The sequence below is a fragment of the Bifidobacterium sp. W8103 genome, from assembly GCF_016100775.1.
Classification (GTDB): Bacteria; Actinomycetota; Actinomycetes; order Actinomycetales; family Bifidobacteriaceae; genus Bombiscardovia; species Bombiscardovia choladohabitans.
The window spans coordinates 38,116-54,918 of the sequence record NZ_JACFRV010000002.1 but is presented as its reverse complement, the minus strand read 5'-3'; the positions used below and the strand labels follow the sequence as shown (position 1 = coordinate 54,918).

Here is a 16,803-nt window from a genome sequence, read left to right as displayed (position 1 = left end):
CCTAGCCTACATGAGACGGCGGTCTTGAATGGCTTGCCGGTAGACCTCCTCCACCTGATCGGCCACGGTGGTCACGTCGTAGCGGTCCAGGAGCGCAATCTGGTCATGGCGCACGTTCCGCCTCCAGGAGGGGTCCCCCAGAGCCTGGGCAACTCGCCGGGCCAGCAGTTCGGGGGTGTTGGGCGAGTCGACGGGCACCAGAGCCCGCTCATCGCCCATCAGGGTGGACCGGTAGCCGGGATTGTCCCCGGCCAGCACAGGAGCCGTGCCCGAGGCGATGGCCTCCAGCAGGACGATGCCGAAGGACTCGCCCCCGGTGGAGGGAAAGACGGTCAGGTCGGAGGAGGCCAGCAGGGCGGGCTTGTCCTTCTCGTCCACAAAACCGGGGAAGGCCACCGGGGTGTGCAGGACAGCGGCCTGTCGACGGCAGTCCTCCAGCAGCGGGCCCTTGCCGGCCATGGTCACATGCAGGCCCTCAGGCAGAATGCCGTCCCGCTCCCCTGCCTGGAGGGCCGAAAGCAGGATCCCAGCCCCTTTGCGGGCCACGAACCGTCCCAGAAAGACCAGATGCGGCCCCTGACCGTGCAGACGCGCCACCTCCTGGTCTCCGGCGGCCTGTCGGGCCCGGCGCAGGGCAACCACATCCACGGGATTGGCCACCACCCTGCTGGGCACACCGGCAGTCCGCCGGGCATAGCCGGCCGCCACAGGCGAGACCGCGATGACCCTGTCGATGCGCCTGTGGGTCCTGCGGTTGATCATCCCCAGCAACCGGCCGCCCAAGAGCTGCAGGTCTCCCGTGGGGGCGATGTGGTAGGTGGCCACCAGGGCCGTTGCCGGATCTGCGGCCCGGATGACCCGCCCGGCCAGGAAGGGGCTGTAGGGTGCCTGAACATGCAGCAGGTCGAAGTGCCCGGCCTCCAGGACCCGGCGGATGGGCGCCTTGGGCGCAGGCAGCGGTATGCGCATCCTGTTGCCGTTGAAGGAGACCATGACGTTACGGGATAGGGTGTGAACCCCGTCAACCGGCGGATGGGCGGTCTGCCCGACCAGGTACTGGACCCTATGGCCCCGCCTGCCCAGCTCCCGTCCCAGGGTCAGAATGTGCTGCTGAACCCCGTCAAACACATCCAGGGTGTCATCGAAGACGAACCCGATGTTGAGCGTCACTGAGCGTCCTGGCCTGCTCCGGGCTCGGTCCCTGCAGCCAGCTGACGACCCTTCAAGGCCAAGGCCACCAGGTGCCGGTCGGCGGCCTCCCTCGCCTGCTGCTCGTCGTTGCCCGAGTCCAGCTTGTCCACATAAATGGTCTCCACCTGGGCGGCCTGGCAGTACTTGAGGAAGGTCTGCCTGCGCAGCTGGTTGTCCAAGGCCTCTCCGATGCCGCTGGACTGGTACCATTCCTTGTCTCCGCCGGTCAGCATGATCAGCTCCACCCGGCGCCCGGCCAAGGCCCCCGGGGTTCCGTCAGCGTGGTAGGCGAAGCCTCGGCAAATGACCCGGTCGATGAAGCCCTTCATGATGGACGGCATGCTGTACCAGTAGACGGGGAAGACCAGGGCCAGCACGTCCGCATCCTTGATGCGCTCCTGCATGGCCTGGGCATCCTCGGGCATGGGTCCCTGGCCCAGGTAGTGGGTCCTGTCCTCCATGCCGAAGACGGGATTGAACCCCTCGGCGCAAAGGTCGATCAACTCGGTGCGAGCCCCGCCCTCGGCCGCCCCGTCCAGCAGGGCATTGCCCGCCGCATCGGTCAGGCTCTTGGGTTCGGGGTTGGCCGTGACTGCCACGATCTTCATAGGGATTCGCTCCTTACATTCCATTTCGCGCCTGCACCGACTGCGTACAGACCCTTGTCATTGTCAGTCCTGGCAAGGACGGCAACACTGGTTTGGCAAATGCTTGACACTGCTCCTGGGCCCATCTATGTTATTGGGTGGTCGGTAGGTGAAGCTACCGCATGGACAAGGCATGCTGCCGCAAAGTGGTGGAGACACCCCGCGCAGGTCAACAGTCCCCGTCGGATCAAGGCAGGGACTAATGCAGGGCCAAATACCATGCGAAGCCGAAGCTTGAACGATGACAATGATCGGCGCATGGCCGATCGCCACGCCGTCTTCGAGGCTGCCGACAGGGATGTTCCGCACCTTGGAGGGAGGCCATCGTGAATACTGTCGCACTGCCAGGAATGCTCCGTTCTCCATTGAACGACGACCGCAGCCAGGCATCGCGCTCCACCCGTATATGGACGGGTCTGGCCGTAGCCATAGGCGCTCTGGTCCTATTGGGGGCCCTGGCCTATCTGCTGCCGGCCCTGGGCGCGCCCATCGGCCCTGCAGGTGTGCCCTCGCACGTCTCCACCGACCCGGCCAACCTGCCCTACTACGCGTTGCGCTCCCTCTTCCGCATGTTCACGGCCCTGATCATCTCCCTGGTCTTCGCCTTCCTCTACGGACTGGCCGCCGCACGCTCCCGCCGCCTGGGCTCCGTGCTCATCCCCCTGCTGGACATTCTGCAGTCGGTGCCCGTCCTGGGCTTCCTGTCGGCCACCATCTCCATCTGGCTGGTCCTCTTCCCCGGGTCCATCATGGGCGTGGAGGCGGCCTCCATCTTCGCCATCTTCACCAGCCAGGCCTGGAACATGGCCTTCTCCTTCTATAACTCCCTGACCAGCGAGCCCTCCGACCTGGACGAGGCGGTGAGGCTGATGCGCCTGACCCGCTGGCAGCGCTTCTGGAAGCTGGACGTGCCCAACTCCATGATCCCCCTGCTCTGGAACTGCATGATGAGCATGGGCGGCGGCTGGTTCTTCCTGACCGCCTCCGAGATGATCTCGGTCAACAACAGGACCCTGGCCCTGCCCGGCATCGGCTCCTTCGTGGAGGAGGCCACCGCCGAGCAGGACCTGGGCAAGGTGGGCCTGGCCATCCTGACCATGATTGTGGTGGTCCTATTGATTGACTTCCTGCTCTGGAAGCCGCTGACCGCCTGGGCCGAGAAGTTCCGCTACACCAGCAGCCAGTCCACCGAGCCCCGACGCAGCCTGGTGCTGACGGTCATCCGCCTGTCCGGGGTCAAGGACCTCTTGGGCCTGGTGGGCCACCCCCTGGCCGACCTGCTGGACCGGATCACCCGCCCCCTGGGCCGCACCGGGGCACGCTGGAGCCGTGGCGGCGGACACAGGCGGACAGGCGACCTGGTCTGGTGGGCCTGCCTGGCCCTGATCGGCCTGTGGGGTCTCTGGCAGCTGGACCGTCTGGTCATCCGCCCGCTGGGGCTGGGCGAGGTCGGCCACGTCTTCCAGCTGGGCCTGCTGACCTTCCTGCGGGTGCTGATCCTGATGGTGGTCTGCACCATCGTCTGGGTGCCCATCGGCGCCCTGATCGGCATGAATCCGCGCATCTCCCGCTACCTGCAGCCCCTGGTGCAGATCCTGGCCTCCTTCCCGGCCAACTTCATCTTCCCCTTCGTCACCATGGTCTTCATCATCTGGCGGATCGACATCAACTGGGGCAGCATCCTGCTCATGGCCCTGGGCACCCAGTGGTACATCCTCTTCAACGTCATCGCCGGGGCCTCGGCCATCCCCGACGACCTGCTGGAGATGTCGCGCAGCCTGGGCCAGAACCGCTGGCAACGATGGAAGACCCTGATCCTGCCGGCTCTGTTCGGCTCCTGGTGCACCGGCGGCATCACAGCGGCCGGCGGGGCCTGGAACGCCTCCATCGTCTCCGAGGTCGTCTCCTACGGGAAGACCGAACTGACGGCCCGGGGCCTGGGTGCCTACATCGCCCAGGTGACCGCCACCGGCGACACCCCCCGCATCATCCTGGGGGTGGCCGTCATGAGCATCTTCGTGGTCCTGGCCGACCGGTTCTTCTGGTCTCCCCTGCAATCACTGGCACAACGGCGCTATTCCCTGACATGAGAAGTCTGAGAGGTTCGACAATGACCAAGATCAATTCCAACGGGATCATCACGGCCGAGCACGTGACCAAAACCTACCAGTCCGACAAGGGCGCGGAGCTGACCGTTCTGGACAACATCGACTTCACCCTGCACGAGGGCGAGGTGGTGGCCATCCTGGGCCGCTCGGGCGCCGGCAAGTCCACCCTGCTGCGCATCCTGGCCGGCCTGGTACCGGCCAGCAAGGGCAGCGTCGAATACCGGGGCAAGCAGCTGGACGGGCCCAACCCCGGCGTGGCCCTGGTCTTTCAGAGCTTCGCCCTGATGCCATGGCTGACCGTCAAGGACAACGTGGAGCTGGGCCTGCAGGCCCGTGGCGTGCCCAAGAAGGAACGCGAGAAACTCTCCCTGGCCGCCATTGACGCCATCGGTCTGGACGGTTTCGAAAGCGCCTACCCCAAGGAGCTCTCCGGCGGCATGCGCCAGCGCGTGGGCATCGCTCGTGCCCTGGTCCTCAAGCCGGACGCCCTCTTCATGGACGAGCCCTTCTCGGCCCTGGACGTGCTGACAGCCGAAAACCTTCGCCAGGAGGTCCTCAAGGTCTGGTCCGAGGAGGCGGGCAGCGTCAAGTCGGTCCTGATCGTCACCCACAACATCGAGGAGGCCGTGGAGATGGCCGACCGGGTCCTGGTCCTGGACTCGCATCCGGGCCGGGTCATCGCCAACGTGCCCATCAACCTGGACAGGCCTCGGGACAAGCAGTCCGACCTCTTCCAGTCCTGCGTGGACTACCTCTATTCCATCCTGACCGGCCAGCGCGACAGCGAGGACATCCGCCGCCGTCTGCAGACCAAGGTGCGCAACCGCCAGGCCGTGCGGGACTCGGTGCGGGACGAGGACACCGCCGAGCGCAACCTGCCCGACGCCACCCCCGGCGGCCTGGCCGGTCTGGCCGATGTCATGGTCAACCAGCCCAACGGCATGGACCTGGCCGACCTGGCGGCCAAGCTCTCCTTCGAGGTGGACGACCTCTTCCCCCTGATCGACGCCGGGCTCATGCTGGGCATCTTCCAGGCGGACAACGGGCACGTCAGGCTGACCGACCAGGGCCGGGCCTGGCACGACGCGGACATCCTGGAGAGCAAGGAGATGTTCTCGCGGATGCTGATGGATCACGTCCCGCTAATCCGCATCATCGACCGGGCTCTGAAGAACAGCGACGACAAGAGTCTGCATGGCTCCTTGATCCTGGACCTGCTGAGGGCCCACCACTCGGACAAGGAGGCCGTCCAGCAGTTCGACACCGCCATCACCTGGGGCCGCTACGGCGAGCTCTTCGACTACGATGCCGACGACGACCGGCTGACCCTGGACCCGGAGAACCACACCGAGTGAGCAGCCACGACAGCTGTGGCGGCTGCGGTCCCCTTGCACTCCTAAAATGAACCCCGGGCGATGGAACCCGCCCGGGGCTTGAGCCCCGAACCGCAAACCGCTGACAGTTCCTGCACCATGATTCGACGACCCGTCTGCGGGCCGGGTGCAGGCGCATGTCTTTCAGCCCGACCCTGCGGATGCTGATTCGTCGGGAACCGAGACCTTCCATGACCAAACCCCCTACCGGACCTGACATGGCCACGGCCCTGGTGGTGATGCTGGGCGGAACCCTGGGCACCGGCTGCCGGTACGCCCTAAGCCTGCTGCCGGGCCAGAGCGGCCCACTGCATCCGGGAACCCTCCTGGCCAACCTGATCGCTTGCGCAGGCTACGCCCTGCTGACCGCCTTCCTGGCCGGGCTGCCCAAAAGCAGGCATGCGCGCCGAAGACAGCTGACCGACAAGGGCCTGGGCATGGGCCTGTGTGGAGGACTGTCGACCATGTCCACGCTCTCGCTGGAACTGGTCCAAGGCCTGTCAGGCGGTCAACTCCAAGCAACCCTTGCCTACCTGCTGGTCTCCTTCGCCGGAGGCCTCTTAGTCTCCTTGGCCATGGCAGCGCTGGGAGCGCGTTTGGCCGCACGCATCCAGGCAGGTGCGCGATGACCATTACGTTTACGTTGCTGATTTGCCTGTGCGGCGGCCTGGGTGCCGCACTGCGCTACCTGCTGGACACCCTGGTCAAGGCCCTCTGGCAGGTGGACCTGCCCCTGTCGACCATGCTCATCAACCTGCTGGCCGGATTGGCCGCAGGGCTGGTGGCTGCCCTGGCTGCCTTCCATGGACTGCCTAACTGGGGACGGCTGCTGCTGGCCACAGGCCTGCTGGGCGGCTTCTCCACCTTCTCGACGGCGGTCAACGAGATGCTGGCCCTGGCCCGGCAGAGACGGCGCCTGGCGGCTCTGGGCTATCTGGCAGCTTCGATCTTCCTGCCGCCTCTGCTGACAGTCCTTGGGTTCCTGCTGGCCGGACCAGGCATGTAGCAGATACAGCCAGCAATCAAGGCGTTCGAGAATCAGGCACGAACCGGTTCCGGGCGACCCTGGGCGGAGTCTGCGGCAATCCCCAGCCGGTCGTCATGCCGACGCCACCAGGCGGACAGCACCGAGCCGGAGATGTTGTGCCAGACGCTGAAGAAGGTGGAGGGGATGGCCACGATCGGGTCGGCGGCGAAGGCCTGCAGGGCCAGGGTCGCGCCCAGTCCGGAATCCTGCATGCCCACCTCGAAGGTGATGGCCTTCTGCTGGGCGTAGCGGAACCCCTTGGGGTAGATGCGGTACATGAGCCGGCTGAAGAGGAAGCCCAGCCCGTACCCGCACAGGTTGTGGAGCATGACCACCGGCAGAACCAGGGCAGTGGCGGCGGTGAAGAGCTTGGCATGGTTGACGGAGACGACCACGCCGATGATGACCAGGATGGCGATCTGCGAGACTGCCGGCAGGGCCAAGGTCACCTTCTGCACCTTCTCCTTGAAGATGGCGTGGACGGCCAGGCCCAGGGCGATGGGGATCAGCACCACCTCAAGGGCGGTCAGGAAGAGCTGCTTGGTGGGGATGGCCACATACTGGCTGGCCAGCAGGTTCATCAGCATGGGGATCATGAAGGGCGCGCAAAGCGTGGAAAGCAGGCCTATGGACACGTCCAGGGCCACATCGCCACGCGACAGGTAGGACATGACGTTGGAGGAGGTCCCCGAGGGGCAGCAGCCCACCAGGATGACTCCCACGGCGATCATGCCGTCCAGCCGGAAGATGCGGCAGAGCAGCACGGCCAGCAGGGGCATGATCAGGTAATGGGCTATGGTGCCGACTATGACCATGAGCGGCATTTTGACGATTCGCTTGAAGTCGTCCAGGCTCAGGGTCAGTCCCATGCCGAAGAGAATAATGCTCAGGAAGTAGTTGGTGTAGCTGCGGGCCCAAATGCTAATCTGCGGGACAAAGAAGTTGATGGCGGCCCAAACTAGGACCACCAGAATGAACCACTTAGTCAACCAGTCACTGAACCGCTGCACCTTTTGCATGATTCCTGACCACTTCCTCTCGATAGTTCTCTCTGTTGTAGGGGCAAAATTAGGAAACCCAAGTCGAGAGCGCAGGTGAATGGTCACATTTTGGACGTGCTGAAATTCACTTGACCAGGACGGGTGTGCCGGCGGGCACGGACTGCATGATCCATAGGGCGTCGGGCGCGGTCAGTCGGATGCAACCGTGGGAGCTAGGGCGGACACCCAGCAAGTCAGCCTCCTCCTTGATGTAGCTTCCGCTGGAATCAGTGGGGACCGAGTGGAAGAGGAAGACCCCGTGGTTCAGAAAGCTGGTGTAGTAGCGGGCGCCCATCCCCTCCCTGGGGTTATAGAAGTGGTCGCCGCGCTCAGACTGGATGCGGAAGCTGCCTTTGGGCGTGGAATCGTCCATGCCCGTCGAGGCGTACATGGTGTATAGCAGTTGAGACCCGTCGCGCACATAGACCCGCTGATCCTGAAGGCTGACCTCCAGGGAGAGGCCAGGGTGGGCCGCAGGATCCGGGTAATCGACCTGCTGCGAAGGCTTGAGCCAATCGACAGGCTGAGTGGAGGAGCTAGCAGAGTCTGCCTTCTCAACCTTTGTCTGCTCCTCATCTTGTTCCTTTGTGTGCCTCTTTGTCGCTGATGAAGAGGAGGACTTGGATTTACCGGAATGATGCGCCTTGGGAAATTGTCTCGCCGAAACGGTGGCTGTGCTGGAAGCGTTCGCACCTGCTGATCGTTCCGCATGAGCCGCATCCACCGGCTGGATCAGATTGACAATCATGACTGTCAGCAACAGCGTCAACAGGGCGGTTGTCACCACCACAGGCGTGCGGCGGACAGGGTCCAGCAGCCAACGGAGCATGGCAAGCACACGCCGCTTAAGGCGTTCGCTATCCAATCCCCAGACAGCCATGTCCTTCCCCTTCGTCGCCATCGAACGAACCTATATGCACAGTTCATTTTAGCGGCAGAAGGAAACAGGGAGGACTCAGCCTTTCAGCACTTGCCTGGCCCAATCCTCCAGCAGGTCGCAGACCAGGGCGGTCTGCTCGATTTGCACATTGTGGCCGGCCCGATCCAGCACCGAGTAGGAGGCCCGGGGGAAGCGACAGGCCAGGTCGAATTGGTCCAGGTAGCCCACACGGTCGTCCTGGCGGCCGCAGACAAAGAGCACAGGGGCTATGAATCCGGACCAGACCTGGTCGAATTCCATATCCAGCTGGTAGCGCCCCTCCATTCGAGCCACCGTATCGGCATCGGCCGAACGAATGCCGGGCATGATGGTGCGTTGGTAGGCCTCAAGATGCTCCCGGGACTCGACCACAGCCATCTGCCGGTAAGCATGCCTGGTGAACTCGTCCACATCGGCCAGTCCCTGGTCGTCCCGGACCAGCACCTGACGCGGGGGCAGGCGCCTGTGGGCGGTCACCGGGTCGACCACTGAAGAAAGCAGAGCCATCCCCCGGCAGCGGTCCAACCGACCGGCTGCAGCATGGCGACTGAGCAGCCCGCCCAGGGAGTTGCCCACCAGGGCGAAGGGGCCGCCACCGCTGAAAATGTCCACCTGATCATCCAGCCACCGGGCCAGACCGTCCAGGTCGAGGATGGACGGGTCGGGCGGTGTGCGGCCGAAGCCGGGCTGATCCAGATAGATCCGCTCGAAGCCGCCCACCCGCTCGAAGACGGGGTCCAGGTCGTCGAATACGTGGTGATCCACGCCGGACCCATGCACGAAGATCAGCGGCAGCCCATGACCACGACGAATGGCGAACCCGGGCCTGGCGCTCACTTCTTGGAACCGGAGGGAATGCCGGTCTTGAACTCCACGATGTCGCCGTCCTGCATGACGTAGTCCTTGCCCTCGAGGCGCATCTTGCCCTCCTCGCGCACCTTGGCGTAGGAGCCGTCGGCGGCCACGAAGTCGTCGTAGGATACCACCTCGGCCTTGATGAAGCCCTTCTCGAAGTCGGTGTGGATGACCCCGGCGGCCTGGGGGGCGGTCCAGCCCTTGTGGATCTGCCAGGCGCGCACCTCCTTGACCCCGGCGGTCAGGAAGGTCTGCAGGCCAAGGATGTCGAAGCCCACCCGGGCCAGCTGGTCCAGGCCGGACTCCTTGAGTCCGGCGTCAGTCAGCATCTCGCGGGCGTCGGCCTCATCCAGCTCGGTCAGCTCGGACTCGAACTGGGCGTTGAGGAAGATGGCGGGCGCCGGAGCCACGGAGTCGGCCAGCTGCTTCTTCATGTCCTCGTTCTGCAGCTCGTCGTCGTCCACGTTGAAGACGTAGATGAAGGGCTTGGCCGTCATCAGATGCAGGTCGTAGAGCTCGTCCTTGTCGATGTCCCCGGCCTGGGCCGCCTGGTCGATGGTCCTCCCCTGGCCCAGAATCTCCTTGGCCTTGCGAACGGTGTCCAGGTAGGCGGGCTTGATCTTGCCGCCGCGCTGGTCCTTCTCCAGCTTGGGCAGGGCCTTGTCGATGGTCTGCATGTCGGCCAGGATCAGCTCGGTGTTGATGGTGTCGATGTCGTCGGCCGGATCCACCTTGCCGTTGACGTGGACGATGTCGTCGTCATTGAAGGCGCGGACCACCTCGCAGATGGCGTCGGCCTCGCGGATGTTGGCCAGGAACTGGTTGCCCAGCCCCTCCCCCTCCGAGGCCCCCTTGACGATGCCGGCGATGTCCACGAAGGTGACCGTGGCGGGCACGATCTTGTCCGTGTGGACCAGCTTGGCCAGGACGGGCAGCCGGTCGTCGGGCAGGGGCACGATGCCGGTGTTGGGCTCGATGGTGGCGAAGGGGTAGTTCTCCGCCAGAACGTTGTTGCGGGTGAGGGCGTTGAAGAGTGTGGACTTGCCAACGTTGGGCAGCCCGACGATTCCTATGGTTAACGACATATGTACCAGTCTATTGCCCGGACTGCCCCGGCGTGGCTCCCCCTAGTCGCCGCGCTCCACCGCATCGATGGCCTCGATGACCGCTCCACGGAAGCCGTGCTTCTCCAGGGAGGCGACCCCCTTGATGGTGGTTCCGCCCGGCGAGCAGACCGCGTCCTTCATGGCCCCGGGGCTGGTGCCGGTGGCCAGGTAGAGGGCCCCGGTCCCTTGAACCATGCGAGCCGCCAGCCGGTAGGCCGCCTGCCTGGGCAGCCCGTGCTCCACCCCGGCGTCGGCCATGGCCTCCATGTACATGGCCGTGTAGGCGGGCGCGCATCCGGCGATGGTCGTGCCCACCGAGACCAGCTCCCGGGGCAGCCGCTCGATCATGGCCACCGGATCGAAGACCTGGGTGAAGAGCTCCCGCTGCTGGTCGGTCAGGGTATCGTCCTCCTGGGTGACCAGAACCCCCTGCCCTACGGAAATGGGGGTGTTGGGGATGGCGCAGATCAGGTGGGTGCCCTCCTCCAGGAGGTCGGCATAGTCCTCAAGGGTCATGCCGCCCACCACCGAAAGGACCATGCGGTCCGGGTCAGCCAGCTCATGGCGGATGGGCTCGCAGACCTGGGCCACCTGCCCCGGCTTGACGGCCAGAATCACCAGATCGGCGGCAGCAGCCACCTCGGTGCCGGAGTGCATGGGTCGTACCCCCAGCTGTGCCGTCCGCTCCACCAGCCGGTCGTAGTGGGCTGCACAGGCCACAATCCGGCCGCCGGGCAGCACACCCGCGTCGACAAGCCCCTGGGCCATGGCCTGGGCCATGTTGCCGTATCCGATGAATCCGAGAGTCAATGAGTCTGTGTTCATGCCCTCAAGTCTAGCTGCGCGCCGGGAAGAGCCCCTCCAGATCGCCGCGCTCCAGGGCCAGCCGGTAGAGGTGGGCGAAGACCCTGTCCCCGTGCAGGCCGTCGTGCTCGAACTCGTTGGTCACCCAGGCATGGGCGTGACCCACGCGCGAGAGGGTGTCCAGCTGGAGCTCGGAGGGCACATAGAGGTCGTCGGCATAGACCGCGGCCTGTAGGGGGACCTGATTGTCGGCCAGACGGTCGGGATCGTACAGGTGGCCCCAGGAGCCCTCCTCCATGAGCAGGCTGACCGCTGGGCCAAAGGGACGCAGGGCCGCCTCCTGCTCGAACATCCAGGGGAAGATCGCCTCCCCGGTGAACATGAGCGGACGGGCAGCAGTGTCGAATTCAGGACGGGCATCGCGCACCCGCTGCCCCGCCCAGCGCGGGGGTTCACAGTCCCCATCGGCGTAGATGAACTCCTGCAAAGGCCAGTAGAGCGGTGTAACGGCAGTGGCCGCCCGCACCCCTTCCAGGAAGGTCTGCGAGAGGGTGGCCCGTGAGCTGCTGGGGCCGGAGGCGGGCAGGCTGCCGTCGCCTTCCAGGAAGGCCGTGTCCAGCAGCCAGTGGAGGCGCTCGAACCCGCCACTCTTGCCCAGGTCGGCGCCCAGGGTCTGCAGCCGCTCCACGCTCAGGGGGTCGCCTCCGGGCAGAACCACATCGCCCTGGGCCAGCCGGTCGGCAATGGCCGCCACACGGTCTTGATCCCCCGGATAGCGCTGGTAGAAGGCCTGGGACCGCTGGGCCATCTTGGTAAAGGTGTGGGAGAAGAGCTCGTATGCATCAGTGGGGATGTGGGGTACGCCTCCGGCAGTGAAGGCCACAGCCAGCCCTTCTGGGAAGTTCGACAGGTAGGCCAGGGTCAGATAGCCGCCAAAGCTCTGCCCCAGAGCGACCCAGGGACGGCCGGCGAAGACCGTGCGACGCAGGTGCTCGAAGTCCCGGATGATGGAGTCCGCCAGAAAATGCTTCAGATAGTCGGCCTGGGCCCGGGGCTGGCCTAGGGAGGCCATGGTGGAGCCGTCGATGGCGCTGGACCGGCCCGTACCCCGCTGGTCGGGCAGGACAATGCGGAAGTGGCGCAGGGCCTCGGCCATCCACCCGTCGGCGGTGGCGTTCAGTGGCCGTGGGGCGCCCGAGCCTGGTCCGCCCTGCAGGTAGACCAGCAGCGGCAGGTCGTCGTGGATGTGCTCGGGGGCGCAGACCACGCGGTAGAAGCAGCGGATGACCGCCTGGTCCGAATGATCTTCGGCTCGCCAGACGCCAGGTTCACTGCCCGCCCAGTCCAAGGGAACGGGGATGGACCCCTCCCGAACGTAGAGTCCCGGCAGATAGTATCCCTGGGTGGTCATATGCTGGCTCCTTTCTTTGAGATCAGTCGGATTCATTGTTCCCGGGCGGTTGGACCTGGCTCGTGTGTTGTCCGTGGGCCGGGTGGTAGGGTGAAAAGCGGGGGATGTCGAGAAGACGGCTGGCTTTTGTCGTGACTCGTGCAGTCTGTTGCACGGGCTGGTATTGAGCAATGGGCGGCTTTCCGAAAAGAAGAACTTTGTTATGCAAGCGGCGTTGATTCCGTTTGGTGTTTGGTGAAGGGGTTTTGGTTTGATGCATCTGGTTTCCCGTCTGCGTCGCATCATGGCGATGATGACCGTCCTGATCAGCCTGCTGGCAGGCCTGGGCGTCGCATCCGCCCAGGCGGCGGATGCTCCTGTCCTCACCGGGGGGGGGGGGTCGTCAGACCCCTCGCGTAGCTGAGCAAACCCCCGGCATTCCCCCCAGCAACACTCCAGAAACCCCACTGCCCTCGCCATCGCCGATACAAGCCGCCACACCGTTAAGCCAAACAGCAAGTACAGGAACCCCGTCATCGACGACGGGAACACCCGGCAGCATAGGCTCCGCCCAGACCAAACCAGCCGAAAAGAGGGATGGTCAGGCTTCGCACATAGTGCGCTTCGACCCGGCCGACGGCAGCAAACCCACCCAAACGAGCGTGAAAACCGGCACCCTCGCCGATCCCCCGCAGCAGAACCCTCAACGTGAGGGCTTCCGGTTCGACGGATGGACACACGACGGCCAGCCCTTCGACTTGCAGACCCCCATCCTCCAGGACACGACCCTGAAAGCCCAATGGTCGAAAACCACGGACTGGACGCTGAACCCGGATCATGGGCCCGCCTCCGGCGCCCGGCTGACAATCAGCCCGCCCGACAGGCAGGAGCCTCAATTCGCCAGCATCCAAACGGCAGGCGGCCAGTTCCTCGGCTTGGCCGGCGACGGCCGCATCTACACCTGGACGCAGGAGAGCACACCCAAACAGGCTCCCTCCCCCGTGCAGGCCCCTGCCGGGTTCCGCTACCTGCAGGCCGCAGCAGGCAGCCGATCGCAGGCCGCGTTAGGATCCGACCAGCGGATATACACCTGGAACAGCAGACAAGCAACGCCCACCATCCTCGACACCGGCAAGGATGCCGGGTTCACCAGCATCAGCACGGACAATGACCTCCTGCTGGCGGTGGACCGGCAGGGACAGGTCCACGCCTATCAGGCCAGCAATGCCGACAGCCAGGGCCTGAACCCGAAATTCTTGGAGCAGGCCGCCATCAGCCTGCCCGGGCAGGCGCAGGCCGTCACCGCCGTCGCCTCCGCCAGCCAGGCGCTCATCGTGGACGAGGACGGGCAGGTCTGGACCTGGGAGATGAGCAATCTCGGGAAAGCCGAGCCTGCACGCGTCAAGCAGCAGCCGGAAACCCGTATCGTCCAGGCCCAGGCCCTCAGCCAGGGGTTCCTCCTCCTGGACGCGGACGGGCAGGCCCGGTACCTGCCAGACGGGAAGAGCAGCCCGACAATCGTCAGCCTGCCCGGCGGCGAGCAAACCGGCAGAATCAACAGCAGCGACGATCAGGCCACGATCATCGACAAACACGGCCACGTCTGGGCCTGGCAGCCCGGAGAAACCCCCAAGCGCGCGGACGACGGGAGCCAGCAGTACATGCAGGCCACCGCTGCCGGCGGCAGGATCGCCGCCATCAGCAGGCAGGGCAATATGTTCACTTGGAGCCTAGATAAGCAGGGCCGGCCCGGCAAGCCAGCCAGACTCGACACCACAGCCAGACTCGACACCACAGCCGCGCCCATCTTGGAAACAGCCAGCATGGACAGCCAACCGCTCAAACTCACCAAGAACAACAACTCATGGCAGACAAGCATGCCCGCGCATAAGCCAGGGCCAGCCGCCATCCTCATCACCGGCAGGCAGGACGGGCAGCCTTTCGCCAGGAGCCTTGCGTACACAGTCGACCAGCCGCCGGCACGAGCTGCGGAACCAGGATCCGCGTTCACGGTCCGCTTCGACACGGGAGGCGGAAACCCCAAACCAGCAGACCAGACCGTCCCCGCCCCATACGGGAGGGCGAAGCGGCCCTCCCCCGACCCTGTGCGGGAAGGCTTCCTGTTCGACGGATGGTTCACCGGGCAGGTCGCCTACGATTTCAGCAGGCCCGTCGACAAGGACCTGGCCCTGACCGCCCACTGGTCGCCGGACAGCGGGAACAGCACGTGGAGCATCAGCCCGGACAAGGGCAGCCAGCTGGGCAGGGAATCCACCACCATCACTCCGCCTGACAGCGCCAGCCGGGGCATCAGGTTCAACCAGGTCAGCGCATCAATAGATGACAGATATCCTTCCTATGGTTTTTCCTTGGCTGTGGGCAGCGACGGGAACGCCTACGCCTGGGGAAACAACCAGTTTGGCCAGCTCGGCGACGGGACGAGAACTCAACGGACTACACCGGTCATAGTGAAGACGCCCGACCGCAACACGTACCCGGACCTGCCCCAGGATTTCACCTACGTGCAGGTCAGCGCCGGATACCGGCATTCCCTAGCCCTGGGCAGCGACGGGAACGCCTACTCCTGGGGATACAACGGCTATGGCCAGCTCGGGGAGGGGACGGGCACCGAACGGCATGCGCCGGTCAGGGTGAGGACGCCCGACCGCAACACGTACCCGGACCTGCCCAAGGATTTCACCTACGTGCAGGTCAGCGCCGGAAACGATTTTTCGCTGGCCGTGGGCAGCGACGGCAACGCCTACGCCTGGGGATACAACGGCTATGGCCGGCTCGGCGACGGGACGAGCACCGACAAGAATGCGCCGGTCAGGGTGAAGACGCCTGACCGCAAGGCGTACCCGGACCTGCCTGCGGATTTCACCTACCTGCAGGTCAGCGCCGGAGGCACTCATTCCCTGGCCCTGGGCAGCGACGGCAACGTTTACGCCTGGGGAGCCAACGGCTTTGGCCAGCTCGGCGACGGGACAGACAGCGACCGGCATGCGCCGGTCATGGTGAGGACGCCCGACCGCAACATGTACCCGGACCTGCCCAAGGATTTCACCTACGTGCAGGTCAGCGCCGGAAACGATTTTTCGCTGGCCGTGGGCAGCGACGGGAACGCCTACTCCTGGGGACGGAACGACAATGGCCAGCTCGGCGACGGGACATACGCCACTCGGTATACGCCGGTCAGGGTGAGGACGCCCGACCGCAAGGCGTACCCGGACCTGCCCCAGGATTTCACCTACGCTCAGGTCAGCACCGGATTAGATCATTCGCTGGCCCTGGGCAGCGACGGATACGCCTACGCCTGGGGATGCAACCTGTATGGTAGCCTCGGCAACAACACCGGCGGCAGCTACAATCCGAGTCTTGTTCCTGTGCGCGTGCGCGACCCCGCCAGCCCCACTGATAAGAGCAAAGGACTGCAAGCCACGCAGGTCAGCGGCGGATACCATTATTCGCTGGCAGTGGGCAGCGACGGGAACGCCTACGCCTACGGACGCAACTACTATGGCCAGCTCGGCAACGACAGCATCCCCACAGGGCAATATAACAGTAGCGCTAGGAGTCTTGTTCCTGTGCCGGTGTCGTTCAACCTGCAGCTGGTGATCACCGGCGTCAGGTTCGACCAGACCGCCGCATCAGGGCTGACGCGCGGCGACGGCAGCAGCGTCACCGTGACTACGCCCGCGCACCAGCCGGGCCCGGTCACCGTCAGCGTGGACTACACGCTGGGCGGCGCACCCCAAACGCCCGACACCTCCCTTCGATACACGTACCTGCCTGCAGGCGTGCTCCCCAAGGCAGGAGGGGAAGGCATCCTGCTCGCCCTGGCCACGGGCATGACCGGCATGGGCGGGGTGCTGGCATCCCGCCGCCACCGCAGGGAACAACACCGACTGCTTCATGCTTCACTCGAGTAAGAGCGGCCGGGCGGCGTATCAATCCCCCCGCCCCCGGCCCATACAGGGGGAGCAGGGAGGAAACGTGTCACTGAAGGCTCATCCCCAAGAGAGCCGACACTTCCCTTCCGCGCCCCCACCACACTTCTGCAGGCGGAAGCCGAGGGCAGGCATGCACGCCCGCGCCCCGCCTGGGAGAGAGGGGAACACGGCCAGGCCGACCAAGAGACTCAACAGCCTCCAGTCGGCCCGGCCGCTGTTCATCTCCCTATCCCAGCATAATCGCGCAAAACAGTAACCTTTCCCCGGGCATTCAGCTTCGATTATCTTCACTCAAAGCCAAGCCTCGACGGGCCATGCTGTGAAAGTTGCGGTATCGTTACCGCACTGATATAACTGAAGGCTGTCAGAACCGTTCGCCTGCCCATGGCG

At 65.0% G+C, this 16,803-nt stretch carries 14 protein-coding genes and 2 riboswitches; of the genes, 6 read left to right on the top strand and 8 right to left on the bottom strand.

The window, feature by feature from the left end:
• Positions 1-6: 6 nt before the first annotated feature.
• Together H3U90_RS06975 and H3U90_RS06970 are read right to left on the bottom strand one after the other, a co-directional pair.
• Positions 7-1,170, bottom strand: a complete 1,164-nt coding sequence (locus tag H3U90_RS06975; protein ID WP_198177672.1) for a glycosyltransferase family 4 protein — start codon at positions 1,168-1,170, stop codon at positions 7-9.
• Complete coding sequence (locus H3U90_RS06970) at positions 1,167-1,799, bottom strand: NAD(P)H-dependent oxidoreductase (RefSeq protein ID WP_198177671.1); 633 nt, start codon at positions 1,797-1,799, stop codon at positions 1,167-1,169. The genes H3U90_RS06975 and H3U90_RS06970 overlap by 4 nt, the downstream gene beginning before the upstream one ends.
• A gap of 133 nt (positions 1,800-1,932) precedes the next feature.
• Positions 1,933-2,091, top strand: a riboswitch (M-box (ykoK) riboswitch).
• 97 nt (positions 2,092-2,188) lie between these two features.
• Between H3U90_RS06970 and H3U90_RS06965 the strand changes: the two genes are divergently transcribed.
• From H3U90_RS06965 to H3U90_RS06950, 4 genes are all read left to right on the top strand, one after another.
• Positions 2,189-3,928: an ABC transporter permease gene (locus H3U90_RS06965; RefSeq protein WP_198177856.1), complete on the top strand. Its 1,740-nt coding sequence runs from the start codon at positions 2,189-2,191 to the stop codon at positions 3,926-3,928.
• Positions 3,929-3,948: 20 nt separating this feature from the next.
• Positions 3,949-5,301, top strand: coding sequence for an ABC transporter ATP-binding protein (locus H3U90_RS06960; RefSeq protein ID WP_101432515.1), 1,353 nt, complete (start codon positions 3,949-3,951; stop codon positions 5,299-5,301).
• Positions 5,302-5,348: 47 nt separating this feature from the next.
• Positions 5,349-5,421, top strand: a riboswitch (Fluoride riboswitch).
• 89 nt (positions 5,422-5,510) lie between these two features.
• Positions 5,511-5,948 (top strand): FluC/FEX family fluoride channel, encoded by a 438-nt coding sequence (locus H3U90_RS06955; RefSeq protein WP_198177670.1) that lies wholly within the window; start codon positions 5,511-5,513, stop codon positions 5,946-5,948.
• Positions 5,945-6,325, top strand: coding sequence for a fluoride efflux transporter FluC (locus H3U90_RS06950; RefSeq protein WP_198177669.1), 381 nt, complete (start codon positions 5,945-5,947; stop codon positions 6,323-6,325). Before H3U90_RS06955 ends, H3U90_RS06950 begins: the two co-directional genes overlap by 4 nt.
• Positions 6,326-6,357: 32 nt before the next feature.
• Here the strand turns inward: H3U90_RS06950 and H3U90_RS06945 are convergent, their stop codons facing one another.
• From H3U90_RS06945 to H3U90_RS06920, 6 genes are all read right to left on the bottom strand, one after another.
• Entirely contained in the window at positions 6,358-7,365 is a 1,008-nt protein-coding gene (locus H3U90_RS06945) for a bile acid:sodium symporter family protein (RefSeq protein ID WP_198177668.1), read from the bottom strand.
• A gap of 106 nt (positions 7,366-7,471) precedes the next feature.
• On the bottom strand, positions 7,472-8,287 hold the full coding sequence (locus H3U90_RS06940; RefSeq protein WP_198177667.1) for a L,D-transpeptidase: 816 nt from the start codon (positions 8,285-8,287) through the stop codon (positions 7,472-7,474).
• A gap of 54 nt (positions 8,288-8,341) precedes the next feature.
• A complete protein-coding gene (locus H3U90_RS06935) occupies positions 8,342-9,142 on the bottom strand; it encodes an alpha/beta fold hydrolase (RefSeq protein WP_198177666.1) in 801 nt (266 codons plus the stop codon).
• Positions 9,139-10,245, bottom strand: coding sequence for a redox-regulated ATPase YchF (gene ychF, locus H3U90_RS06930; protein WP_029678472.1), 1,107 nt, complete (start codon positions 10,243-10,245; stop codon positions 9,139-9,141). Before ychF ends, H3U90_RS06935 begins: the two co-directional genes overlap by 4 nt.
• 42 nt (positions 10,246-10,287) lie before the next feature.
• Positions 10,288-11,091, bottom strand: coding sequence for a pyrroline-5-carboxylate reductase (proC, locus tag H3U90_RS06925; RefSeq protein ID WP_198177665.1), 804 nt, complete (start codon positions 11,089-11,091; stop codon positions 10,288-10,290).
• A 10-nt stretch (positions 11,092-11,101) separates the two neighbouring features.
• Positions 11,102-12,481 carry an alpha/beta fold hydrolase gene (locus H3U90_RS06920; protein WP_198177664.1) on the bottom strand — a complete coding sequence of 460 codons (1,380 nt, stop codon included), beginning with the start codon at positions 12,479-12,481 and terminating at the stop codon, positions 11,102-11,104.
• A gap of 253 nt (positions 12,482-12,734) precedes the next feature.
• Here H3U90_RS06920 and H3U90_RS08330 point away from each other — a divergent pair, with 253 nt between their 5' ends.
• Positions 12,735-12,884, top strand: coding sequence for a hypothetical protein (locus H3U90_RS08330; RefSeq protein ID WP_198178214.1), 150 nt, complete (start codon positions 12,735-12,737; stop codon positions 12,882-12,884).
• A gap of 238 nt (positions 12,885-13,122) precedes the next feature.
• Complete coding sequence (locus tag H3U90_RS06915) at positions 13,123-16,392, top strand: RCC1 domain-containing protein (RefSeq protein WP_332460601.1); 3,270 nt, start codon at positions 13,123-13,125, stop codon at positions 16,390-16,392.
• The last annotated feature ends 411 nt before the right edge of the window (positions 16,393-16,803 follow it).